Origin of the sequence: Pseudomonas sp. BF-RE-22 (genome assembly GCF_019956155.1) — a bacterium.
GTDB lineage: Bacteria > Pseudomonadota > Gammaproteobacteria > Pseudomonadales > Pseudomonadaceae > Aquipseudomonas > Aquipseudomonas migulae.
This window is the reverse complement of record NZ_JAHBDD010000011.1, coordinates 112,687-135,211: the sequence shown is the minus strand read 5'-3', so window position 1 is coordinate 135,211 and position 22,525 is coordinate 112,687. Positions and strand designations below refer to the sequence as shown.

22 protein-coding genes are annotated in these 22,525 nt (G+C 59.7%); 12 read left to right on the top strand and 10 right to left on the bottom strand.

Annotated elements, in window-relative coordinates:
• Nucleotides 1-11 precede the first annotated feature (11 nt).
• Nucleotides 12-467 carry a YaiI/YqxD family protein gene (locus tag KGA82_RS07190; protein WP_223450028.1) on the top strand — a complete coding sequence of 152 codons (456 nt, stop codon included), beginning with the start codon at nt 12-14 and terminating at the stop codon, nt 465-467.
• Nucleotides 468-590: 123 nt separating this feature from the next.
• Here KGA82_RS07190 and elbB read toward each other — a convergent pair whose 3' ends face one another.
• Nucleotides 591-1,259: an isoprenoid biosynthesis glyoxalase ElbB gene (elbB, locus tag KGA82_RS07185; protein WP_008024305.1), complete on the bottom strand. Its 669-nt coding sequence runs from the start codon at nt 1,257-1,259 to the stop codon at nt 591-593.
• Between the two features lie 115 nt (nt 1,260-1,374).
• On the opposite strand from elbB, the gene KGA82_RS07180 reads away from it, so the two are divergent.
• On the top strand, nt 1,375-2,610 hold the full coding sequence (locus tag KGA82_RS07180; protein ID WP_223450027.1) for a sterol desaturase family protein: 1,236 nt from the start codon (nt 1,375-1,377) through the stop codon (nt 2,608-2,610).
• Here KGA82_RS07180 and KGA82_RS07175 read toward each other — a convergent pair.
• On the bottom strand, nt 2,591-3,223 hold the full coding sequence (locus tag KGA82_RS07175; protein ID WP_008040674.1) for a DedA family protein: 633 nt from the start codon (nt 3,221-3,223) through the stop codon (nt 2,591-2,593). The two genes, KGA82_RS07180 and KGA82_RS07175, sit on opposite strands and share 20 nt — an antisense overlap.
• Nucleotides 3,224-3,431: 208 nt before the next feature.
• Here KGA82_RS07175 and hemB point away from each other — a divergent pair, with 208 nt between their 5' ends.
• Together hemB and ppk1 are read left to right on the top strand one after the other, a co-directional pair.
• Nucleotides 3,432-4,445 (top strand): porphobilinogen synthase, encoded by a 1,014-nt coding sequence (gene hemB / locus KGA82_RS07170; RefSeq protein ID WP_010465043.1) that lies wholly within the window; start codon nt 3,432-3,434, stop codon nt 4,443-4,445.
• An 18-nt stretch (nt 4,446-4,463) separates the two neighbouring features.
• Nucleotides 4,464-6,686 carry a polyphosphate kinase 1 gene (gene ppk1 / locus KGA82_RS07165; RefSeq protein ID WP_192227494.1) on the top strand — a complete coding sequence of 741 codons (2,223 nt, stop codon included), beginning with the start codon at nt 4,464-4,466 and terminating at the stop codon, nt 6,684-6,686.
• 270 nt (nt 6,687-6,956) lie between these two features.
• On the opposite strand, the gene ppx is transcribed toward ppk1, so the two are convergent.
• From ppx to KGA82_RS07140, 5 genes are all read right to left on the bottom strand, one after another.
• Complete coding sequence (ppx, locus tag KGA82_RS07160) at nt 6,957-8,459, bottom strand: exopolyphosphatase (protein ID WP_008024297.1); 1,503 nt, start codon at nt 8,457-8,459, stop codon at nt 6,957-6,959.
• Nucleotides 8,460-8,692: 233 nt separating this feature from the next.
• Entirely contained in the window at nt 8,693-9,430 is a 738-nt protein-coding gene (locus KGA82_RS07155; protein ID WP_223450026.1) for an amino acid ABC transporter ATP-binding protein, read from the bottom strand.
• Nucleotides 9,417-10,067 (bottom strand): amino acid ABC transporter permease, encoded by a 651-nt coding sequence (locus KGA82_RS07150; protein ID WP_008024293.1) that lies wholly within the window; start codon nt 10,065-10,067, stop codon nt 9,417-9,419. Before KGA82_RS07150 ends, KGA82_RS07155 begins: the two co-directional genes overlap by 14 nt.
• A complete protein-coding gene (locus KGA82_RS07145) occupies nt 10,064-10,732 on the bottom strand; it encodes an amino acid ABC transporter permease (protein WP_207284914.1) in 669 nt (222 codons plus the stop codon). Before KGA82_RS07145 ends, KGA82_RS07150 begins: the two co-directional genes overlap by 4 nt.
• A 21-nt stretch (nt 10,733-10,753) precedes the next feature.
• On the bottom strand, nt 10,754-11,539 hold the full coding sequence (locus tag KGA82_RS07140) for a transporter substrate-binding domain-containing protein (RefSeq protein ID WP_008024289.1): 786 nt from the start codon (nt 11,537-11,539) through the stop codon (nt 10,754-10,756).
• Between the two features lie 255 nt (nt 11,540-11,794).
• Here KGA82_RS07140 and KGA82_RS07135 point away from each other — a divergent pair, with 255 nt between their 5' ends.
• The 6 genes from KGA82_RS07135 (at nt 11,795) to KGA82_RS07110 (ending at nt 18,016) form a co-directional block, all read left to right on the top strand.
• The gene (locus KGA82_RS07135) at nt 11,795-12,502 is read left to right on the top strand and encodes a FadR/GntR family transcriptional regulator (protein ID WP_008024287.1); all 708 of its coding nucleotides are present in this window, start codon (nt 11,795-11,797) and stop codon (nt 12,500-12,502) included.
• A 120-nt stretch (nt 12,503-12,622) separates the two neighbouring features.
• The gene (gene trxA, locus KGA82_RS07130) at nt 12,623-12,952 is read left to right on the top strand and encodes a thioredoxin TrxA (protein WP_003206727.1); all 330 of its coding nucleotides are present in this window, start codon (nt 12,623-12,625) and stop codon (nt 12,950-12,952) included.
• Nucleotides 12,953-13,201: 249 nt separating this feature from the next.
• On the top strand, nt 13,202-14,461 hold the full coding sequence (rho, locus tag KGA82_RS07125) for a transcription termination factor Rho (RefSeq protein WP_007942421.1): 1,260 nt from the start codon (nt 13,202-13,204) through the stop codon (nt 14,459-14,461).
• A gap of 140 nt (nt 14,462-14,601) precedes the next feature.
• A complete protein-coding gene (gene ubiD / locus KGA82_RS07120; RefSeq protein ID WP_008024285.1) occupies nt 14,602-16,068 on the top strand; it encodes a 4-hydroxy-3-polyprenylbenzoate decarboxylase in 1,467 nt (488 codons plus the stop codon).
• A complete protein-coding gene (locus KGA82_RS07115) occupies nt 16,068-17,036 on the top strand; it encodes a CDP-6-deoxy-delta-3,4-glucoseen reductase (protein ID WP_008040685.1) in 969 nt (322 codons plus the stop codon). The genes ubiD and KGA82_RS07115 overlap by 1 nt, the downstream gene beginning before the upstream one ends.
• Before the next feature lie 311 nt (nt 17,037-17,347).
• Complete coding sequence (locus tag KGA82_RS07110) at nt 17,348-18,016, top strand: gamma-glutamylcyclotransferase (protein WP_008024281.1); 669 nt, start codon at nt 17,348-17,350, stop codon at nt 18,014-18,016.
• On the opposite strand, the gene glpT is transcribed toward KGA82_RS07110, so the two are convergent.
• On the bottom strand, nt 17,992-19,341 hold the full coding sequence (gene glpT / locus KGA82_RS07105) for a glycerol-3-phosphate transporter (RefSeq protein WP_008024279.1): 1,350 nt from the start codon (nt 19,339-19,341) through the stop codon (nt 17,992-17,994). The two genes, KGA82_RS07110 and glpT, sit on opposite strands and share 25 nt — an antisense overlap.
• A gap of 341 nt (nt 19,342-19,682) precedes the next feature.
• Between glpT and KGA82_RS07100 the strand changes: the two genes are divergently transcribed.
• Nucleotides 19,683-20,285 carry an energy transducer TonB gene (locus KGA82_RS07100; protein WP_411737471.1) on the top strand — a complete coding sequence of 201 codons (603 nt, stop codon included), beginning with the start codon at nt 19,683-19,685 and terminating at the stop codon, nt 20,283-20,285.
• A gap of 97 nt (nt 20,286-20,382) precedes the next feature.
• Here KGA82_RS07100 and KGA82_RS07095 read toward each other — a convergent pair whose 3' ends face one another.
• Nucleotides 20,383-21,360, bottom strand: a complete 978-nt coding sequence (locus KGA82_RS07095; protein ID WP_008024273.1) for an NADPH:quinone oxidoreductase family protein — start codon at nt 21,358-21,360, stop codon at nt 20,383-20,385.
• Between the two features lie 150 nt (nt 21,361-21,510).
• Between KGA82_RS07095 and KGA82_RS07090 the strand changes: the two genes are divergently transcribed.
• On the top strand, nt 21,511-21,921 hold the full coding sequence (locus KGA82_RS07090) for a flagellar basal body-associated protein FliL (protein ID WP_192227498.1): 411 nt from the start codon (nt 21,511-21,513) through the stop codon (nt 21,919-21,921).
• Nucleotides 21,922-22,029: 108 nt separating this feature from the next.
• Here the strand turns inward: KGA82_RS07090 and KGA82_RS07085 are convergent, their stop codons facing one another.
• The gene (locus KGA82_RS07085; protein ID WP_008024269.1) at nt 22,030-22,479 is read right to left on the bottom strand and encodes an EVE domain-containing protein; all 450 of its coding nucleotides are present in this window, start codon (nt 22,477-22,479) and stop codon (nt 22,030-22,032) included.
• Nucleotides 22,480-22,525: the final 46 nt, after the last annotated feature.

Here is a 22,525-nt window from a genome sequence, read left to right as displayed (position 1 = left end):
GGAAAAACTCTATGCGTGTGTGGATCGATGCCGACGCTTGCCCCCGGGCAGCGAAGGATCTGGTGGTGAAGTTCGCCCTCAAGCGTCAGTTCGAGGTGGTGCTGGTGGCCGGGCAGCCGCAGATCAAACCGGGGCTGGCGCTGGTGAAGTTGATCGTGGTGCCGAGCGGGCCGGATGCGGCGGACGACTATCTGGTGGAACACGCGGTGCCTGGTGAGCTGGTGATCTGCAGCGATGTGCCGCTGGCCGACCGGCTGGTGAAGAAAGGCGTGGCGGCGCTGGACCCGCGAGGCAAGGAGTTCGACTCGCAGAACATGGGTGATCGGTTGGCGGTGCGCAACCTGTTCACCGACTTGCGTGAACAGGGGCAGATGAGCGGCGGGCCGGCGCCGTTTGGCGAGCGCGAGAAGCAGGCGTTTGCCAATGCGCTGGACCGGATCCTCACGCGGCTAAGCCGAAAATCCTGAACCCTGCTCTGAACCCCTGTGGGAGCGAGCCTGCTCGCGATGGGGCCGGCACATTCAACATTTATGTCGACGATTAGACCGTAATCGCCGGCAAGCCGGTCTCGCTCCTACAGTTGGACGGTGTCAGGCGTCGTTTTCGTGGGTCAGTTCGAGCACGCGGTCGACCAGTTTGTTGATGCCGGACGCTGCTTCGCTGATCGATTGCGCCAGCATGTACGCCGGTGTGCTCACCAACTTGCGTGCTTTGTCTTCAACGATGTCAGTCACTGCGCAATCCTTGTGAGTGGCGCCCATCTTGTTCATCGCGGCGGCGGTATCGGCGTCATTGCCGATGGTGCAGGTCACGCCCGGTCCATAAATCTTCGCGGCCAGCGCCGGCGAGATGCAGATCAGCCCGACCGGTTTGCCCGCTTCGGCAAACGCCTCGGTCAGGGCGAGAACATCGGGTTGCACGGTGCAGCCAGCGCCTTCGATGGCGAAGTTCGACAGGTTCTTCGCCGCGCCAAAACCACCCGGCACGATCAGCGCATCGAACTCTTCGACGTCAGCTTCGCGAATATCCTTGATGTTGCCCCGGGCGATCCGCGCCGACTCCACCAGCACATTGCGCGACTCGGGCATTTCTTCGCCGGTCAGGTGGTTGATCACGTGCAACTGCGCGATGTTGGGGGCGAAGCACTGCACCTGCGCGCCGCGCTGATCCAGTCGCAGCAAGGTAATCACGCTTTCGTGGATCTCGGCGCCGTCGTAGACGCCACAGCCGGAAAGGATCACTGCAATTTTTTTGCTCATGGGCTTTTCTCCAGATTCATGGCGTTAAATGTCCACTAATTTGTCACTCGTTGCCATAGGTTCAATTCGCGGCTACACCTAGCATCTGTCCTCAAGATTCCGATCAGGGCGCGTCATGGACTTCATTCTGTATGCGGTGCCGTTCTTCTTTGTGCTGATTGCCGTCGAGCTGCTGGCCGACCGTTGGCGCGGGGTCAGCAACTATCGGGTGGCCGACGCGATCAACAGCATCAGCACCGGCGTGCTGTCGACCACCACGGGCCTGTTGACCAAGGGCGTGGGGCTGGTGACCTATGCCTTTGCGCTCAAGCATCTGGCGCTGTTCGAACTCTCTGCCGACAGCGTCTGGGTCTGGGTGTTCGCCTTCGTTCTCTACGACTTCTGCTACTACTGGCTGCATCGCATGGGCCACGAACGCAACATCCTCTGGGCCGCACATTCGGTGCATCACCAAAGCGAGGACTACAACCTCTCCACGGCGTTGCGCCAGACCAGTACCGGTTTCCTGTTGAGCTGGATTTTCTACCTGCCGATGGCGGTACTCGGCGTGCCGCTGCTGGTGTTTGTCAGCGTCGCCGCGCTGAACCTGCTGTATCAATTCTGGGTGCACACCCGGCACATTCCCAAGCTCGGGTGGTTCGAGTGGTTTTTCGTCACGCCATCCAATCATCGGGCCCACCATGCACAGAACGCTCTCTACATGGATCGCAACTACGGCGGGGTGTTCATTATCTGGGACCGTCTATTTGGCTCGTTCCAGGAAGAAGACGACAACGAACCGGTGATTTTCGGCGTGACCACGCCGCTGGCGAGCTGGAATCCGTTGTGGGCGAACGTGCAGTTCTACGCGCAGCTGTGGGATGACGCGCGACGGGCTGAAAGCACGTGGGACAAGCTGCGGATCTGGTTCATGCGCACCGGTTGGCGGCCAGCGGACGTGGCGGCGAAATACCCGATGAGCAAGCCGGACTTGAGCCAGTTCCGTAAATTCGAAGTGCCGCTGGACGGGCGTCAGCAGATTTATGTGCTGTTGCAGTTCTGCGTCTACATCGCGCTGGGCAGTTACTTGATGAACTTTGAGCCGCACCTGCCGACCGCCGCGCTGGTGCTCGGCTGGAGCGCTGTGGCGCTGGGATTGTTTACGTTGGGCGTGGCCCTGGAAAATCGCCCGTGGGCGTTGAAGCTGGAGCTGCTGCGGCTGGCGTCGAACGTGCCGCTGGTATGGCTGGCGCCGCTGGTCGGGCTGTGGCCGGCCAGCGCGGTGGGCTGGGTCGACCTGCTGAGTTACAGCCTGCTCAGCGGAATCGGTCTCTACTGTTGCAGAAACCGTTTCACTCGCTTGGCGTCTTGACCTCGGCGGCCTTGGCCTGTTCGGCTTTCAAGGCCTGCTCTTCGGCATAGACCTGCTTGGCCAGGCGCGCATTCTTGAAGCGGCGACGCAGCCACAAGGCAAAGCCCAGCACCAGCAGGGCGCCGAGTACCCATAGCTCATACTTCTTGACGCTGCCCAGCATGCCTTCGAGCACAGCGCCGAAGTGATAGGCCGCAGCCGCCAGTGCGGCCGCCCAGATCGCGGCGCCGATCCCGTTCAGCAACAAGTAACGTCCCGGCGGATAACCCGACAGGCCGATCGCCACCGGCATCACCGTGCGCAAACCGTAGACAAAACGGAAGCTCAGCACCCAGATGTCCGGGTGCCTGCGAATGTGTTCCAGTGCCCGGTCGCCCATCATCTGCCAGCGAGGCTTGCGCGCCAGCAACTTGCGGCCGTGCTTGCGTCCCAGGAAGTACCACAGCTGGTCGCCGGCATAACTGCCGAAAAACGCCACGACCACCACGATATTGATGTCCATGTATCCACGGAACGCGAGGAAGCCTGCGAGCACCAGGATGGTTTCGCCTTCGAAGAACGTGCCGAGAAAAAGGGCAAAGTAGCCGAAGTCATGCAGAAATTGTTGGAGCATTGTCTGGGTGCTGGCGAAATGAACGCGCAGCCTAACCCTTCGTGCACATTCATGAAAGTGTCCAAATGTGTCTCGACGTGAACATTTCCTACAAGGACAATGGAATGCGACTACGTGTCGCGGGGGTGCACACAACTGTAATACCACGGTCATAATGGCCGCTTATAACTGTCACGCTCGCCCGCCAGCGCGGGCTCAGGAGTCTGCCGTGAGCTTTACCCCCGCCAATCGCTTGTTTCCAGCCACCCGCCTGCGCCGCAACCGCCGTGATGATTTCTCGCGCCGACTGGTTCGTGAAAACGTCCTGACCGTCGATGATCTGATCCTGCCGGTGTTTGTGCTGGACGGTGAAAACCGTCGCGAAGCGGTGGCCTCGATGCCCGGCGTTGAACGCCTGACCATCGACCTGTTGCTGGAAGAAGCGGCCAAGTGGGTCGAACTGGGGATTCCAGCCGTAGCGCTGTTCCCGGTCACGCCACCGGAACTCAAGTCGCTGGACGCCGCCGAAGCGTGGAACCCGAACGGCATTGCCCAGCGCGCCACTCGCGCCCTGCGTGCGCAGTTCCCTGAACTGGGCGTGATCACCGACGTCGCGCTGGACCCGTTCACCACTCACGGTCAGGACGGTATCCTCGACGAAGAAGGCTATGTGCAGAACGACATTACCGTCGACGCACTGGTCAAGCAGGCCCTGTCCCACGCCGAAGCCGGTGCTCAAGTGGTGGCCCCGTCGGACATGATGGACGGTCGCATTCAGGCGATCCGCGAAGCCCTCGAGCTGGCCGATCACGTCAACGTGCGGATCATGGCCTATTCGGCGAAGTACGCCAGCGCCTATTACGGCCCGTTCCGCGATGCGGTGGGTTCGGCGCTGAACCTGGGCAAGGCCAACAAGGCCTCCTATCAGATGGACCCGGCCAACAGCAACGAAGCCCTGCACGAAGTGGCGGCGGACTTGTCAGAAGGCGCAGACATGGTCATGGTCAAGCCAGGCATGCCATATCTGGACATCCTTTACCGGGTCAAAGAAGAATTCAAAGTGCCGACTTTTGTTTATCAGGTCAGCGGTGAATACGCCATGCACATGGCGGCGATCCAGAATGGCTGGTTGAGCGAAGGGGTTATCCTCGAATCCCTGACCGCTTTTAAACGTGCAGGCGCTGATGGCATCCTGACTTACTTTGCCGTACGTGCTGCTCAATTGTTACGAGAGCAAAAATAGCCCTCCCAGGAACATTCGATGAATACCGAAGGACTCACTGAAGTTGCAGTACAAGAGGCTCAACCCGTGGTGGAGCCGATCGCCGAAACCCCGCCGGAGCTGGAGCCTGCTCCGCCCGCGGTAGTGGTCGAAACCGCACCGGCGGCGCCAGCGATTGTCATTCCGGGCCTGGATGACAGCAGCCTGTACATCCACCGCGAGCTCTCGCAACTGCAGTTCAACATCCGCGTGCTGGAGCAGGCGCTGGACGAGTCCTATCCGTTGCTGGAACGGCTGAAGTTCCTGCTGATTTTCTCCAGCAACCTGGATGAGTTCTTCGAAATTCGTGTGGCCGGTCTCAAGAAGCAGATCACCTTCGCCCGTGAACAGGCTGGCGCCGATGGTCTGCAACCGCACCAGGCCCTGGCCCGGATCAGTGAGCTGGTGCACGGTTACGTTGACCGCCAGTACGCCATCCTCAACGACATTCTGTTGCCGGAACTGGAGAAACATCAGGTCCGCTTCATCCGTCGCCGTTACTGGACCACCAAGCTCAAAACCTGGGTCCGCCGTTATTTCCGCGACGAGATCGCGCCGATCATCACCCCGATCGGCCTCGACCCGACGCACCCGTTCCCGTTGCTGGTGAACAAGAGCCTGAACTTCATCGTCGAGCTCGAAGGCATCGACGCCTTCGGTCGCGACTCCGGTCTGGCGATCATCCCGGCCCCGCGTCTGCTGCCGCGAGTGATCAAGGTGCCGGAAGAAGTCGGCGGCCCTGGTGACAACTACGTCTTCCTGTCGTCGATGATCCACGCGCACGCCGATGACCTGTTCCAGGGCATGAAGGTCAAGGGCTGCTACCAGTTCCGCCTGACCCGAAACGCCGACCTTGCCGTCGACACCGAAGACGTGGAAGACCTGGCCCGCGCCCTGCGCGGCGAGCTGTTCTCCCGTCGCTACGGTGACGCGGTGCGTCTGGAAGTGGCCGACACGTGCCCGAAACACCTGTCCGACTACCTGCTCAAGCAGTTCAACCTGCACGAGACCGAGCTGTATCAGGTCAACGGTCCGGTCAACCTGACCCGCCTGTTCAGCATCACCGGCCTCGACAGTCAGCGCGAGCTGCAATACCTGCCGTTCACGCCGCAGATCCCGAAACTGCTGCAGAACAGCGAGAACATTTTCAGCGTGATCAGCAAGCAGGACATTCTGCTGCTGCACCCGTTCGAGTCGTTTACGCCTGTGGTCGATTTGCTGCGTCAGGCGGCGAAAGATCCGCACGTATTGGCGGTGCGTCAGACGCTGTACCGCTCTGGCGCCAACTCGGAAATCGTCGATGCGCTGGTGGATGCGGCGCGTAACGGCAAGGAAGTCACCGCGGTGATCGAATTGCGCGCGCGGTTCGACGAAGAGTCCAACCTGCAACTGGCCAGCCGTCTGCAAGCGGCCGGTGCGGTGGTGATCTACGGCGTGGTCGGCTTCAAGACCCACGCCAAGATGATGCTGATCCTGCGTCGCGAAGCTGGCGAGATTGTGCGTTACGCCCACTTGGGTACCGGCAACTACCACGCGGCCAACGCCCGTCTGTACACCGACTACAGCCTGCTGACCTCCGACGACGCCTTGTGCGAAGACGTCGGCAAATTGTTCAGCCAGCTGATCGGCATGGGTAAAACCTTGCGCATGAAGAAGCTGTTGCACGCGCCGTTCACCCTGAAGAAGGGCATGCTCGACATGATTGCCCGGGAGACTCAGTTCGCCCTCGACGGCAAACCGGCGCACATCATCGCCAAGTTCAACTCGCTGACCGATCCGAAGATCATCCGCGCGCTGTACAAGGCCAGCCAGTCCGGCGTGCGCATTGATCTGGTGGTGCGTGGCATGTGCTGCCTGCGTCCGGGCATCGCCGGGGTTTCGCACAACATCCACGTGCGCTCGATCATCGGCCGCTTCCTGGAACACACCCGGGTCTTCTACTTCCTTAACGGTGGCGAGGAGCAGATGTTCCTCTCCAGTGCCGACTGGATGGAACGCAACCTCGACAAGCGCGTCGAGACTTGCTTCCCGGTGGAGGGCAAGAAGCTGATCATGCGGGTCAAGAAAGAGCTGGAGCTTTATCTCACCGATAACACTCACAGCTGGAGCCTGCAGGCGGACGGTCGCTACATCCGCAACACGCCGACCGGTAACCAAAACCCGCGCAGTGCCCAGGCCACGTTGCTGGAGCGGTTGGGCAGCCCGATTCTGGCGGTGCGTTAACCTTCACGCGGCATAAAAAATGGCGATCCCTGCGGATCGCCATTTTTGTTTGTACTACCACCATCCCTTGTAGGAGCCGGCTTGCCGGCGATAGCGCCCTTGAAATCGCCATCGTCGGAACGCCGCCCGCAGCAAGCTGGCTCCTACAGGTGTCGCCTGAGCGCGCAGACCCGTAGGAGCGAGGCTTGCCCGCGAAGGCGTCCTCGAAATCGCCTTCGCCGGCAAGCCGTGCTCCTACAGAACCGTGTACGGCGAGCGCTTTTCGGTGGTTTACCGGACGTTGAGCACGAAACCCACACGCGTCAGCCATTCAGCTTCCAGCGCAAAGTCAGCCTGAGTCAGCTGGTTGTCGTCCAGCCAGTTTTCCGGGAACAACACCTCCAGGCTGTCACCATTGGCGTGCAGCGCCACTTGAGGCATTTCCTGGGTGCCGCGGATGTGATGGAACAGGATCGCAAAGCGCAGCAGCACGCACAGGCGAATCAGCTTGATGCCTTCGTCGCCAAAATCGGCAAACCGGTCCCGGGGAATATTGCGGCGGTGGCCACGCACCAGGAGCGCGAGCATCAGTTGGTCTTCGCGGGAGAACCCGGCGAGGTCCGAGTGCTCGATCAGGTACGAGCCGTGCTTGTGATACTGATAGTGAGCGATGTCCAGGCCCACTTCATGGACCTTGGCAGCCCAGCCGAGCAGTTCGCGCCAGACGCCGTCGTCCAGCTCCCAATCCTCCGCCACCTGATCGAACGCATGCAGTGCCTTGCGCTCGACCCGTGCCGCTTGCTCCAGATCGACGTGATAGCGCTCCATCAGCGAGCTGAGCGTGCGCTCACGGACGTCTTCATGATGGTGACGGCCCAACAGGTCATAGAGCACGCCTTCGCGCAGTGCGCCTTCGCAGTGGTCCATGCGTTGCAGTTCGAGGGCGTCGAAGATCGCTTCGAGAATCGCCAGGCCCGCCGGGAAAATCGCCCGACGGTCAGGCTTGATGCCTTCGAAGTCGATTTTCTCGACATCACCGAGCTTGATCAGCTTGCGCTTGAGCCAGGCCAGGCCTTGGGCGTTGACCTCGCCCGTACCGTGACCGCCGGCTTTCAGCGCCAGGCCGATCGCACGGATGGTGCCCGAGGAGCCGATGGCTTCATCCCAGGTCAGGCGGTGCAGGGCGTGTTCGATGCTCATGATCTCCAGCCGCGCCGCCGTGTACGCCTGGGCGTAGCGGGCCGGGGTGATCTTGCCGTCCTTGAAATAACGCTGGGTGTAGCTGACGCAGCCCATTTGCAGGCTTTCGCGCAGCAGCGGCTCGAAGCGCTGGCCGATGATGAATTCGGTACTGCCGCCGCCAATGTCGGCCACCAGGCGTTTGCCCGGCGTATCGGCGAGGGTGTGCGACACTCCGAGGTAGATCAGGCGCGCTTCTTCACGACCGGAGATGACTTCCACCGGGTGGCCGAGAATTTCTTCGGCGCGGCGGATGAATTCGACGCGGTTACGAGCTTCGCGCAAGGCGTTGGTGCCCACGATCCGCACGGCGCCGGGCGGCATACCGCTGATCAGTTGGGCAAAACGCTTCAGGCAATCGAGGCCGCGCTGCATGGATTCTTCGTTGAGGTGGCGCTCTTCGTCGATGCCGGCGGCCAGCTGAACCTTCTCCCCGAGACGCTCGAGAATACGGATTTCGCCGTTCTGGGCCTTGGCCACGACCATGTGAAAGCTGTTGGAGCCCAGGTCGATTGCGGCGATCAGGGACAGATTCTTGGCTTGGGATTGCGGCATGGTCAGGGGGTCTCGGTCGATAACCTCGACATCGTGCCACGATCAAACGCTGACGCCAACGCGTAGCGTTCAAAGCCTTGATCCTGAGCAGGAAAGAGTAGTGATCTCGCAGACGCCTTCGCGGGCAAGCCTCGCTCCTACAGGTTGGCGGTGGGTGAATGTTCCGCGAACAGCCTGAATCTGTAGGCGCGAGGCTTGCCCGCGAAGACGGCCTCACAGGCACCGAAGATACTTCAGACCGCCGCTTCGACCGTCCCGATAAAATTCGCCAACTCCGCCGTCTGCGGGTTCGCGAACAGAATCTTCGGATCCCCCACCTCATGCACCTTCCCCTGATGCATGAACACCAACTTATCCCCAACCTCCCGGGCAAAGCGCATTTCATGGGTGACCATGATCAACGTCATACCTTCCCTGGCCAGTTGCCGAACCACGCTCAGCACCTCATTGACCAGTTCCGGGTCCAGCGCCGAAGTAATCTCGTCGCACAGCAACACCTTCGGCGACATCGCCAGCGCCCGGGCAATTGCCACGCGCTGTTGCTGCCCGCCGGACAGCCGATCCGGGAACGCATCAAACTTCTCGCCCAACCCGACCCGTTCCAGCATCTCCCGCGCCAACTCCACGGCTCTGGCCTTGGGCACTTTTTGCACCACTTGCGGCGCGAGCATCACGTTTTCGCCCACCGTCAGGTGCGGGAACAGGTTGAACTGCTGAAACACCATCCCGACTTTCTGCCGCAGGCTGCGCAAATCGGCACGCGCGGCATCGAGGTATTCGCCGTCGACTTCGATCACGCCGTCGTTGATCGACTCCAGGCCGTTCAGCGTGCGCAACAAGGTCGATTTGCCCGAGCCGCTGCGGCCGATGATCGCCACCACCTGGCCTTCCTCGATGCTGAGGTCGATGCCTTTGAGTACATGGTGGTCGCCGTAATATTTATGCAGGGCGGAAATTCTAAGCAGAGGCATGCAGTCTCCTTTCCAGGTAGCGCGCACTGAGGGACAAGGGGTAGCAGAGCAGGAAGTAGCCGAGGGCGACGAGGCCGTAGACCATGAACGGTTCGAAGGTCGCGTTGGCGAGCATCCCGCCGGTCTTGGTCAGTTCGGTGAAGCCGATGATCGAGGTCACGGCGGTGCCTTTGACCACTTGCACCGAGAAACCCACGGTCGGCGCCACGGCGATGCGCAACGCTTGCGGCAGGATCACGTAGCGCAGTTGCTCCAGCGGGTTGAGCGCCAGGCTCGACGAAGCTTCCCACTGACCGTTGGGAATCGAATCCACGCAACCACGCCAGATCTCCGCCAGGTAAGCGCTGGTAAACAGGGTCAGGGCAATCGCCGCCGCCATCCACGCCGAGATTTCCACCCCGGCCAGCGCCACCCCGAAAAACACCAGGAACAGCTGCATCAACAGCGGCGTGCCCTGGAACAGCTCGATGTAGGTGCGTGCAACGTTGCGCGGCAGGGCATTTTTCGAAATGCGCATGACCATGATCAGCAACCCGATCAACCCGCCGCCGATAAACGCCACCAGCGACAGCGCCAGCGTCCATTGCAGGCCTGTGAGCAAGTTGCGCACGATGTCCCAGAACGTGAAATCGCTCATTGGCTGCTCCTTGCTATGTAACGACGACCGATCCAGTTCAGCAACTGACGGATCAATAAAGCCATGCACAGATAAAGCAGCGTGGTCAGGGCGTAGGTTTCGAAGGCGCGGAAGTTGCGCGACTGAATGAAGTTGGCGGCAAAGCTCAGCTCTTCGGTGGCGATCTGCGAACAGACCGCCGAGCCGAGCATCACGATGATGATCTGGCTGCTCAGCGCCGGCCACACCTTGCCCAGCGCTGGTAGCAGGACCACATGGCGGAAGGCTTCGAACCGGGTCATCGCCAACGCTGCTGCGGCTTCCAGTTGTCCGCGAGGGATCGCTTGAATGCCGGCGCGGATGATCTCGGTCGAATAAGCGCCGAGGTTGATCACCATCGCCAGCACCGCCGCCTGCCATTCGGAAATCTGCACGCCCAGCGATGGCAAACCGAAGAAGATGAAAAACAACTGCACCAGGAACGGTGTGTTGCGAATCAACTCGACGTAAACCCCGAAGATCGCCGAGAACGGGCGGATATTCCACGCCCGCACCAGCGCGCCGACAATGCCCAGACCGACGCCGAGCACCGCACCGATGGCCGTCAGTTCCAGGGTGAACAGCGCACCGCGCACGAGCAGGTCGGTGTTTTGCACCACCGGCAGAAAGTCGAACTGATAGGCCATATCAAATCTCCCGAGGGACGATCAGAGATCGGCCGGCAGCGGCTCTTTCAGCCAGGTCTGTGAGTTTTTTTCCAGCGCGCCGTCAGTCTTGGCGGTGGCGAGGATCTGGTTGACCTTGCCCAGCAACGCCGGCTCGTTCTTGTTTACGCCGACGTAGACCGGCGAATCCTTGAGCTTCACTTTCAGCGCGGGTACGCGTTTCGGGCTTTTCTCGCTGATCGCGACCATCACCACGTTGCCGCTGGCGATCAGGTCAACCTGTCCGGCGAGGTAGGCTGCGATGGTTGAGTTGTTGTCTTCGAAGCGCTTGATGGTGACGCCTTCGGGGGCGACTTTGGTCAGCTCGATGTCTTCGATGGCGCCACGGGTGACGCTGATGGTTTTGCCCTTGAGGTCGTCCAGGCCTTTGATGGCGGCATCCGGCGGGCCGAACACCGCGAGGTAGAACGGCGCGTAGGCGCTGGAGAAGTCGATGACTTTCTCGCGCTCGGGGTTCTTGCCGAGGCTGGAGATCACCAGGTCGACCTTGCCGGTGGTCAGGAACGGGATGCGGTTGGTGCTGTTGACTGGCGTCAGTTCAAGCTTGACCTTGAGTTGGTCGGCCAGCAGTTTGGCGGTGTCGATATCGAGGCCGCGGGGTTTCATGTCCGGGCCGACCGAGCCGAATGGCGGGAAGTCCTGAGGCACGGCAACCTTGAGGACGCCGCGTTTGACCACATCCTCCAGACCGTCGGCGTGGGCGGGCACCTGGCTCAGCAGCAGGCTGGCGAACAGGGAGGCGAGGAGGGCGCTGTAACGCAGGGTCATGGCAAATCTCCGGATCGGCGAGGAATGATTTCTGCGGATCGACAGAGCACGGGCCATGCCAACATTGGGTTTTTGCCGTGCCAAGCCACGGTTTTACTGGTGTTGTTCGGTCTTACTGGTCTGAACAGTCGGTCTGTGTTTCGCACTCTGATAGCGCATCGTCGGTCATTACCGAACCCCGGTGGGGCACGACTTGCCGGGCGCCGCGAATAGCTTTAAAACTAGCCGCTCATTCGCCTGGTTCGTCCGAAAACCATGAATTCGATTTCCCGAGCTGTACCTGAAGTGGCGCTGCAAGCCATCCGCAAACTGATCGCCGAACAAGGTTTCGGGCCGGGGGATGCCTTGCCTTCGCAGCGGGATCTGGCGGTGCAATTGGGGGTCAGTCGGGCGTCGTTGCGCGAGGCGTTGTCGTCGCTGAGTGCCTTGGGCGTGATCAGCATTCAGCCGGGCAAAGGCGTTTTCGTGCAGGCGCCGGTGGACTTGCCTCGCCAGGATGCGGCGCTGAGCTGGCCGTTCGCGGCACAGGCATCGCCGCTGGATATCTTCCAGTTGCGCTATGCCCTGGAAGGTTTTGCCGCCGGGTTGGCCGCCGTGACGTTGAGCACCGATGAGCTCGATGCTTTGGAGGACAACGTCGCTGCGATGCGCAATGAACTGAAGGTGGGTGACTTCGAGGCGGCGGCGCGCCTGGACTTCGAGTTTCACCGGCGCATCCTGCTGGCCAGCGGTAATCAGGCGATGCTGAGCATCCTGACGGCCAGCGCGGACATTTTCCTGGAGAGCCAGAAGCTACCGTTCATCCGGGCCGAACGGGCCATGGAAACCTGGCACGAGCACCGCAAAATCCTCCGTGCACTGGCCCGGCGTTCGTCCGGCGCGGCGCAGAAGGCCATGCACGAACATGTGCGCAACGCTGCCCTGCGCACCGGAATTGCCTTCGTCGCTCCCGCCACATCCTGACTTGAGCTATACCCAAACTCATGCACCACCATAGTGAGACTCAATCATCTGCACCTTCCTGAACGAGGGAAGGGCGGCTATGATGGGCCACGTTTTTTTGCTTACAACCTGGAGACTTCCATGAGCAGCGATCTTATCAAACACGTTAGCGACGCTAGCTTCGAGGCCGACGTACTCAAGGCCGAAGGCGCTGTACTGGTCGACTACTGGGCTGAGTGGTGCGGCCCTTGCAAAATGATCGCTCCTGTTCTGGACGAGATTGCTGAAACCTACAAAGGCAAGCTGACCGTTGCCAAACTGAACATCGACGAAAACCAGGAAACCCCGGCCAAGCATGGCGTGCGTGGTATCCCGACCCTGATGCTGTTCAAGAACGGCAACGTTGAAGCGACCAAGGTCGGCGCACTGTCGAAGTCGCAACTGGCTGCTTTCCTCGACGCCAACATCTAAGCGTCGTTTGTAAAGTGTCCGAAAAAGGCCCCGCATATTGCGGGGCTTTTTCGTTATTGAGGGCTAGACGCTCCGAAACTCAGGTGTTACATTCGGCCCCGCACTGGTTTCTCCACTGCCCCCTGCTAGCCGTCGCCGACGCACTCCTTTTCGAATAAGTACGCGATCCTGTCGCCTTCTCCGCGGCGCGGCCTCATTAAGCCAAAAGCTTAATTTCCCCCCCTCCATAAATGATTACGTCATTCCTATATGAATCTGACTGAACTCAAGCAAAAGCCGATTACCGAACTGCTCGAATTGGCCGAACAGATGGGCATAGAAAATATGGCCCGTTCGCGCAAGCAGGACGTGATTTTCTCCCTGCTCAAGAAGCACGCTAAAAGCGGCGAGGAAATCTCCGGTGATGGCGTGCTGGAGATTCTCCAGGACGGCTTCGGCTTCCTGCGCTCCGCTGACGCTTCCTATCTCGCCGGCCCGGACGATATCTACGTCTCGCCGAGCCAGATCCGCCGTTTCAACTTGCGCACCGGTGACACCATCGTTGGCAAGATCCGCCCTCCAAAGGAAGGCGAGCGTTATTTCGCGCTGCTCAAGGTCGACACGATCAACTACGATCGTCCCGAGAACGCGAAAAACAAGATTCTCTTCGAGAACCTGACCCCGCTGTTCCCGACTGTGCGCATGAAGATGGAAGCCGGCAACGGTTCCACCGAAGACTTGACCGGTCGTGTCATCGACCTGTGCGCCCCGATCGGTAAAGGCCAGCGCGGTCTGATCGTTGCACCGCCGAAAGCCGGTAAAACGATCATGCTGCAGAACATTGCGGCGAACATCGCACGTAACAACCCTGAAGTTCATCTGATCGTATTGCTGATCGACGAACGTCCGGAAGAAGTAACCGAAATGCAGCGCACCGTGCGCGGCGAAGTGGTTGCCTCGACGTTCGACGAGCCGCCAACCCGCCACGTGCAGGTTGCCGAAATGGTGATCGAGAAGGCCAAGCGCCTGGTCGAACACAAGAAAGACGTGGTGATCCTGCTCGACTCCATCACCCGTCTGGCTCGCGCCTACAACACCGTGATCCCGAGCTCCGGCAAAGTGCTCACCGGTGGTGTCGATGCTCACGCCCTGGAGAAACCGAAACGTTTCTTCGGCGCCGCGCGGAACATCGAAGAAGGCGGTTCGCTGACCATCATCGCCACCGCGCTGGTTGAAACCGGCTCGAAGATGGACGAAGTGATCTACGAGGAATTCAAAGGCACGGGCAACATGGAACTGCCGCTGGATCGCCGTATCGCTGAAAAACGCGTCTTCCCGGCCATCAACATCAACCGTTCCGGCACCCGCCGCGAAGAGTTGCTGACGGCCGACGACGAGTTGCAGCGCATGTGGATCCTGCGCAAGTTGCTGCACCCGATGGACGAGATCGCTGCCATCGAGTTCCTGGTCGACAAGCTGAAAACGACCAAGACCAACGATGAGTTCTTCCTGTCGATGAAACGCAAGTAAGTCGATAGACCAGCAAAAGCCGGGGAAACCCGGCTTTTTGCTATCTGATTTTTGATGAACGGCGTTTCGTTGTTCTGAACAGAGGGGTTCGGCGCTAAACTGCCAGCCCCCGAACGCCACGGCCAACACGAGGCTCACGCATGCAGTATCGCGACTTGCGCGACTTTATCAGCGGCCTGGAACAGCGCGGCGAACTCAAGCGCATCCAGGTTCCGGTGTCCCCGGTGCTCGAAATGACCGAGGTCTGTGACCGCACCTTGCGTGCCAAAGGTCCGGCCCTGCTTTTCGAGAACCCGACGGGCTATGACATTCCCGTCCTCGGCAATCTGTTCGGCACCCCCGAGCGTGTTGCGCTGGGCATGGGCGCAGAAGCGGTGAGCGAACTGCGCGAGATCGGCAAGCTGCTGGCGTTCCTCAAGGAACCCGAGCCGCCGAAAGGCTTGAAGGACGCCTGGTCGAAGCTGCCGATCTTCCGCAAGATCATCGCCATGGCGCCCAAAGTCGTCAAAGACGCGGTGTGCCAGGAAGTGGTCATCGAGGGCGACGACGTCGACCTCGCGATGCTGCCGGTGCAGACTTGTTGGCCGGGCGACGTCGGCCCGCTGATCACCTGGGGCCTGACCGTCACCAAAGGCCCGAACAAGGACCGGCAGAACCTCGGCATCTACCGTCAGCAAGTGATCGGTCGCAACAAGGTCATCATGCGTTGGCTCAGCCACCGTGGCGGCGCGCTGGATTACCGCGAGTGGTGCGAGAAGCATCCGGGCCAGCCGTTCCCGGTGTCCGTGGCGCTCGGCGCTGACCCGGCGACCATCCTCGGCGCTGTGACGCCGGTACCGGACAGCCTTTCCGAATACGCTTTCGCCGGTTTGCTGCGCGGTAATCGCACCGAACTGGTGAAGTGCCGCGGCAACGACCTGCAAGTGCCGGCCACCGCCGAGATCATCCTTGAAGGCGTGATCCATCCAGGCGAAATGGCCGACGAAGGTCCGTACGGCGACCACACCGGTTATTACAACGAAGTCGACAGCTTCCCGGTGTTCACCGTCGAGCGCATTACCCACCGGATCAAACCGATCTACCACAGCACCTACACCGGTCGTCCGCCGGATGAGCCGGCGATTCTCGGTGTCGCGCTGAACGAAGTGTTCGTGCCGATCCTGCAGAAGCAGTTCCCGGAGATCACCGACTTCTACCTGCCGCCTGAAGGCTGCTCGTACCGCATGGCCATCGTGACCATGAAGAAGTCGTATCCCGGCCATGCCAAGCGGGTAATGCTCGGTGTCTGGTCGTTTTTGCGACAGTTCATGTACACCAAGTTCGTTATCGTCACTGACGACGATATCAACGCACGGGACTGGAACGACGTGATCTGGGCCATCACCACGCGCATGGACCCCAAGCGCGACACGGTGATGATCGACAACACGCCGATCGACTACCTCGATTTCGCCTCGCCGGTGTCCGGCCTGGGTTCGAAAATGGGGCTCGATGCCACGCATAAATGGCCCGGCGAAACCACACGCGAGTGGGGCCGGGTAATCGTCAAGGATGAAGCCGTCACCCAACGGATCGATGCCATCTGGAATCAGTTAGGAATAGATTGATGCGTGTAACTTTGCAGCCCTCCGGAGCAGTGCTAGAGATACTGCCCGGCGAGCGGATTCTCGATGGCGCGCGCCGTCTGGGCTATGAATGCCCGCAAAGCTGTCGCAACGGCAATTGCCATGTGTGCGCCGCGCTGCTGGTGGAAGGACGAGTCGAGCAGGCCGGTGGTGTGCGCGACCATGGCGAGTTCTACACTTGCATAGCAGAGCCGCTGGAAGACTGCATTGTGCTGTGGGATGGCGTGCTCGCGCTGGGAGAATTGCCGGTGCGCAGCGTCTCGTGTCAGGTCATTGAGTGCAAGGATGTCGGCGGCGATACCTGGCGCGTGAGTTTTCGCGCGCCAGCCGGCAAGCCGCCGCGTTATCACGCTGGTCAGTATTTGATGATCGAGCGTGAGAACGGCGAAAAATCCGCATTTTCCCTGGCCTCGGCACCGCATGCGGGGCGTGATCTGCAAATTCACGTACTGGCGCGCGAAAGCAGTGCGCTGAGCCTGATCGAGCAACTGCAACGCAATCCGATGGTGCGGATCGAAATGCCCTTCGGCGATACCCATCTGGCAGAGTTGCCGGACGGCCCGCTGGTGCTGATCGCTGCGGGCACCGGCATGGGCCAGATCCATAGCCTGATCGAACATTGCCGGGCGTCGGGTTTCAAGCATCCGGTACACCTGTACTGGGGCGTGCGTCGCCCTGAAGACTTTTATGAGATCGAGCATTGGGACGAATGGCAGAAACTGCCGAATCTGTTCCTGCATAAAGTCGTCAGCGATCAATGTGGCTGGAAGGGGCGCTGCGGGATGTTGCATGAGGCGGTGTGCGAGGATTTTCCGGATCTGAAAGCGCTGCATGTATACGCCAGCGGCTCACCGGCGATGGTCTACGGGACACTGGACGCGTTGGTCAACGCCGGGATGGATGCTCATCAGATGCGCGCCGATGTGTTTGCGTACGCACCCAGAGGATGACGCTTCCCCTGTAGGAGCGAGCCTGCTCGCGATGGCGGTCAACGATAACGCGCTGCAGCAGCATTGCAGCAGCATGAACGCGTTGTCCCTGCCTCCATCGCGAGCAGGCTCGCTCCTACATATAACTTCATATATAGCCGATCGGTATTTATAAAATTAATTAAATGCCGGTAGGTTATAACTCAATCAGGCAATTAATTAAGAACTGTGCCGTGGCACTTAAATTGCCTTAAAACATATGTGCCTTATTGTTACAGCGGTGCGTTCTATTAAGTAATTCATTACCCGCGGGGAGCTGAACGCTATTCGCCATGAGCGCCATTGAATCTGCTTTTATGAATCTGGCTTACCCTCCGCGGCTCGATCTGGGGCCGCAGCTGACGCACGAACAATTGCTCAGCTCGATGCAGTCGACCATGGCGCGCCACAAGGGTGGGCCGGTCTGGCTGTTCGCTTACGGCTCGCTGATCTGGCGCCCTGAGTGCGCGGCGGTTGAACGGGTTCGCGGCCGGGTGCATGGCTACCATCGCGGTTTGTACCTGTGGTCCCACGAACATCGCGGCACGCCGGAAGTACCGGGGCTGGTATTTGGCCTGGATCGCGGCGGCTCTTGCAGCGGCTTCGCTTATCGCTTGCCCGAAGAACAACTCGAAGCGTCGCTGTATGCCTTGTGGCAGCGCGAAATGCCATTCCCTTCTTATCGCCCACACTGGTTGAACTGCCGTCTCGAAGATGGCAATCAGGTTCAGGCATTGGGATTCGTGTTGGAGCGACACCTGCCCAGCTATGCCGGCAACCTGCCGGATCACGTGCTGAGCCACGTGTTCGAAAACGCTTGCGGGCGTTACGGCACCACTCGCGATTATGTCGAGCAGACCGCCAACGCCCTGCGTAGCCACGCCATGCCAGACCGGAATCTGGAGGCGCGGCTCAAGCGCTGCAAATCAAAGGTCGATCAGGCGATCGCTTCGCGGGTCTGACTGGCGACCTGCTTGTGCCACAAGGTTGGCGCAAGGAAGGCCATTGCCAGCAGGCACGCGCCGATCAGCAAGACGAAACCGCCGTCCCAGCCGAAATGGTCCACGGTGTAGCCCATGGCTGCACTGGCCGCGACTGAACCACCCAGGTAACCGAACAGACCTGTGAAGCCCGCTGCCGTACCGGCGGCTTTCTTCGGCGCCAGTTCCAGCGCTTGCAAACCGATCAGCATCACCGGGCCGTAGATCAGGAAACCAATCGAGATCAGCGCGATCATGTCGACCGTCGGGTTGCCGGCCGGGTTGAGCCAGTAAACCAGCGTCGCTACAGTCACCAACGCCATGAACACCATGCCGGTCAGGCCACGGTTGCCACGGAAGATCTTGTCCGACATCCAGCCGCACAGAAGCGTCCCGGGAATACCTGCCCACTCGTAAAGGAAATAGGCCCACGAGGTTTTATCCACGCTGAAACCTTTGGCTTCCTTGAGGTAGGTCGGTGCCCAGTCCAGCACGCCGTAACGCAGCAGGTAGACAAAGACGTTAGCCATGGCGATGTACCAGAGCATTTTGTTGCGCAGCACGTATTTGACGAAGATTTCCTTGGCGCTGAATTCTTCTTCGTGACTGGCGTCGTAGCCTTCCGGGTAGTCGTTCTTGTACTTCTCGATCGGCGGCAGGCCAACCGATTGTGGCGTGTCGCGCATGGTGGCGAAGGCAAACACCGCCACGGCCATGGCCACTGCCGCCGGCACGTAAAACGCCGCGTGCCAGTCATTGAACAGGCCCATGCCGAGCAGGAACAGCGGGCCGATCAAACCACCACCGACGTTGTGCGCCACGTTCCACAAGGACACCACGCCCCCGCGTTCCTTCTGCGACCACCAGTGGACCATGGTCCGGCCACTCGGCGGCCACCCCATGCCCTGTGCCCATCCGTTGATAAACAGCAGGATGAACATGATGGTCACGCTGGACGTGGCCCAGGGCGCAAAACCGAAAATGAACATTACGCCAGCCGAAACCAGCAAGCCGAACGGCAGGAAGAAGCGTGGGTTGGAACGGTCGGAAACAATGCCCATCAGGAACTTGGACAAGCCGTAGGCGATAGCAATCGCCGACAACGCCAGGCCCAGCTCACCGCGGGTATAGCCCTCTTCGATCAGATAGGGCATGGCCAGGGAGAAGTTTTTGCGCAGCAGGTAGTAACCCGCGTAGCCGATGAATATGCCGGCGAAGATCTGCCAGCGATGCCGTCGGTAGGCGCTGTCTATTTTTTCTTCAGGCAATGGAGCCTGATGTGCGGCAGGACGAAAGAAAGCAAACATTCAAGAGCTCCAGATTTCTTGTTTTGACTGCGGATGCGAATGTTACAGTTTCGTTACCGAAAATAGCACTGGTTCACATCGACCAAACAGCGGAAATGTTGGAGATTGCATGTTCTTTTACGAACATGTCGCTCAGGTATAAGTGAAGGGCGCTGTGGGAATTGTTACCTCGCAACCTTTTATGACGCAGCGATGCCCGGCGTAGGGCGGGGCTTTGGGAAATGTCCTGCGCTTGAACAGGAAGTCATGGCGTTATGTGAACAATCACCGAGCCTTAACCTTTGTGCTGTTGCCAGGTTTGGCTTTTCAGTGGTGAAGGGGTGGGGGTTATGCGGTGTTTTGTGTGTTTGTTTTTTCTGGTTTTGTCCATCGAGGTCAGGGCCGGTGAGGTGTTTCTGATTCCGGAGAACAATCCCAAGCCGGTTTATCCGGTGGCGCTTTATCGGGCCGGTATTACCGGAATGGTGCGTGTCAATTTCACCGCCCATGCCGATGGATCGGTCAGCAAGGTCGAGGCTTCAAAGGACGCTCATCCTGAACTTGTCGAAGCCTCCCGAGCGGCGGTGAGCCAATGGCGATACAAACCCTGGGACATTTCCCGCGAGCGGCCTGCGGAAATCCAGGTGGTCGCGCCAATGGTTTTCAGGTTGGACGACGAGCTGCCGATTCACGCTAATGAGGAGTTGAAAAAGTTGAGTTGTGGAGACGTTGCCAAGGCAGCACTGCAGCTAGCGGATTTTTCGTGGGTGGACATGCCGGTGTTCAACTGGACCCGCAGCTATCTGACCCACTCCCTTTCGCCGACGCAGTTGCCTGAGGAGACGCGTCTGGCGCTCATCGCCAAGCTCAACAAGAGCGTGCCTTCTATTGTGAGGCGTTGTAATACGCATCAAGCGACGCGGTACGTGCATTTTCTTCCGAAGGAAATTCGCGAGTTGCTTTGACGAAAAGTATGGAGCGCTGTCTTTTTGCTAGTTATGTAATCGAAAAGGCCAGAACAACCTCATCAGTTGTTCTGGCCTTTTTGTATCCTGCTGCGATTCAGCGAACCTGCACCACCACTTTCCCGACCGCCTTGCGCTGGCCAAGATCATTGATCGCCTGCGCCGCGTTGCTCAGCGGGTACACCTGCGACACCAGCGGCTTCAACTTGCCCTCGGCGAACCAGCCAAACAATTGCTGGAAGTTCGCCGCGTTGTCTTGCGGTTGGCGCTGGGCGAAGGAGCCCCAGAACACGCCGACCACCGCTGCACCCTTGAGCAGTGCGAGGTTGACCGGCAATTCCGGAATGCGGCCGCTGGCAAAACCGACCACCAGCAAACGGCCGTTCCAGGCGATGGCGCGGATGGCCTGGTCGAACAGGTCGCCGCCGACCGGGTCGTAGATCACGTCTGCACCCTGGCCATCGGTCAGGCGTTTGATTTCGTCCTTGAGGCTGGTTTCGGTGTAGTTGATCAGTTCATCGGCACCGGCAGCCTTGGCCACGGCCAGTTTTTCGGCACTGCTGGCGGCAGCAATCACGCGGGCGCCCATGGCTTTGCCGATTTCCACGGCGGCCAGGCCGACACCGCCGGAAGCACCGAGCACCAGCAGGGTTTCACCCGGTTGCAGGTTGCCGCGTTGCTTGAGCGCGTGCATTGAAGTGCCGTAAGTCATGCTGAATGCGGCAGCGGTGTTGAAGTCCATGGAGGTCGGGATCGGCAGCACGTTGTAGCCTGGCACCGCGACCTGTTCGGCGAAGCTGCCCCAACCGGTGAGGGCCATGACCCGATCGCCGACTTTCAGGTGGCTGACTTTTTCGCCCACTGCGCTGACCACGCCAGCCGCTTCGCCGCCCGGCGAAAACGGGAAGGGCGGCTTGAACTGGTATTTGCCCTCGATGATCAGCGTGTCCGGGAAATTCACCCCGGCGGCGTGCACGTCCAGCAGGATTTCATTCTTCTTCGCGACAGGACTGGCGACGTCTTCCAGCACCAGCGATTCGGCAGGGCCGAAGGCTTTGCACAGCACGGCTTTCATCAGGGCTATTCCTTTGGGAGTGATGGCCGATAAGTGTAGGTGTGTGAATCGACGGGTCAACGAGCATGCCCCGCCCTGATAGTCAGCCATAAGCTTGTGCTTGCGCGGCGGGTCGTTATGCTAGGCCGCAAACCGGATAAGGAGCGAATTGTGAAAGCGTGGATCATGTTGTTGCTGGCCCTGTCTCTGCCTGTGGCAGCAGTGGCTGAAGAAGCCGCCAAAGAAGGTGAAGCCCCGAAAGTCAGTTACCTCACCCTGAGTCCGCCATTCGTGGGCAACTACGGGTTGGATGGCACGGCGAAGTTGAAGGTCTTCAAGGCTGATGTGGCGTTGCGGGTCACTGGTGATGAGGCGGCCAAACAGGTGAAGGCCAATGAACCGTTGATTCGCAATCAACTGGTGGCGTTGTTCACCCAGCAAACCACCGAGGCGATGAACAGCATCGAGGGGAAGGAAAAGCTGCGTCAGGAAGCGTTGAAGCAGACCCAACAGATCATGAGCGACGAAACCGGCAAGCCGGTGGTTGAGGATTTGTTGTTCAACAACCTGATTATCCAGTAATGCTGGATTTGTAGGAGCCGGCTTGCTGGCGATAGCGGTTTAACATTCAACATCCATATTGATTGTTACATCGCTATCGCCAGCAAGCCGGCTCCTACAAAAAGCGTGTCAGCGCAGTGCAATCACCGCCGCCCATTGTTCAGCGGTAACAGGCATCACCGACAACCGCGAACCCTTCTGCACCAACGGCATCTCCGCCAACGCCGTCTGCTGCTTCAAATAATCCAGCTTCAACACCCTGGAAAACGTCTCCACATGCGCGACATCAATCGCACTCCAGGCGTTTTTCTCGGCGCTGGCCTTCGGGTCGTAATAATGACTCTCCGGCTCCAGCGCCGTCGGGTCCGGATACGCCGCTTCGACAATCTTCCCGATCCCGGCAATCCCGGGCTCCGGGCAGCTGGAGTGATAGAAGAAGAACTCGTCGCCGACCGCCATCGCACGCAAAAAGTTACGCGCCTGATAGTTGCGAACCCCATCCCAGCGCGCTTTGCCGAGCTTCTCCAGACCTTTGATCGAGAGCTCGTCGGGCTCGGATTTCATCAGCCAATAGGCCATGGTTTTTGCTCCTTGCGAGTCAGGTGGACAAGTTGTCGGGCGATTT

Coding starts and splice junctions, on each gene's coding strand:
- KGA82_RS07155 (WP_223450026.1), bottom strand. CDS start 9,430: ATGCCTCTGCTTAGAATTTCCGCCCTGCATAAATATTACGGCGACCAC.
- KGA82_RS07190 (WP_223450028.1), top strand. CDS start 12: ATGCGTGTGTGGATCGATGCCGACGCTTGCCCCCGGGCAGCGAAGGAT.
- ppk1 (WP_192227494.1), top strand. CDS start 4,464: ATGAATACCGAAGGACTCACTGAAGTTGCAGTACAAGAGGCTCAACCC.
- glpT (WP_008024279.1), bottom strand. CDS start 19,341: ATGTTTGCTTTCTTTCGTCCTGCCGCACATCAGGCTCCATTGCCTGAA.
- ubiD (WP_008024285.1), top strand. CDS start 14,602: ATGCAGTATCGCGACTTGCGCGACTTTATCAGCGGCCTGGAACAGCGC.
- KGA82_RS07180 (WP_223450027.1), top strand. CDS start 1,375: ATGGACTTCATTCTGTATGCGGTGCCGTTCTTCTTTGTGCTGATTGCC.
- KGA82_RS07175 (WP_008040674.1), bottom strand. CDS start 3,223: ATGCTCCAACAATTTCTGCATGACTTCGGCTACTTTGCCCTTTTTCTC.
- KGA82_RS07115 (WP_008040685.1), top strand. CDS start 16,068: ATGCGTGTAACTTTGCAGCCCTCCGGAGCAGTGCTAGAGATACTGCCC.
- KGA82_RS07095 (WP_008024273.1), bottom strand. CDS start 21,360: ATGAAAGCCGTGCTGTGCAAAGCCTTCGGCCCTGCCGAATCGCTGGTG.
- KGA82_RS07110 (WP_008024281.1), top strand. CDS start 17,348: ATGAGCGCCATTGAATCTGCTTTTATGAATCTGGCTTACCCTCCGCGG.
- KGA82_RS07085 (WP_008024269.1), bottom strand. CDS start 22,479: ATGGCCTATTGGCTGATGAAATCCGAGCCCGACGAGCTCTCGATCAAA.
- elbB (WP_008024305.1), bottom strand. CDS start 1,259: ATGAGCAAAAAAATTGCAGTGATCCTTTCCGGCTGTGGCGTCTACGAC.
- KGA82_RS07140 (WP_008024289.1), bottom strand. CDS start 11,539: ATGACCCTGCGTTACAGCGCCCTCCTCGCCTCCCTGTTCGCCAGCCTG.
- ppx (WP_008024297.1), bottom strand. CDS start 8,459: ATGCCGCAATCCCAAGCCAAGAATCTGTCCCTGATCGCCGCAATCGAC.
- KGA82_RS07150 (WP_008024293.1), bottom strand. CDS start 10,067: ATGAGCGATTTCACGTTCTGGGACATCGTGCGCAACTTGCTCACAGGC.
- KGA82_RS07145 (WP_207284914.1), bottom strand. CDS start 10,732: ATGGCCTATCAGTTCGACTTTCTGCCGGTGGTGCAAAACACCGACCTG.
- KGA82_RS07135 (WP_008024287.1), top strand. CDS start 11,795: ATGAATTCGATTTCCCGAGCTGTACCTGAAGTGGCGCTGCAAGCCATC.
- rho (WP_007942421.1), top strand. CDS start 13,202: ATGAATCTGACTGAACTCAAGCAAAAGCCGATTACCGAACTGCTCGAA.
- trxA (WP_003206727.1), top strand. CDS start 12,623: ATGAGCAGCGATCTTATCAAACACGTTAGCGACGCTAGCTTCGAGGCC.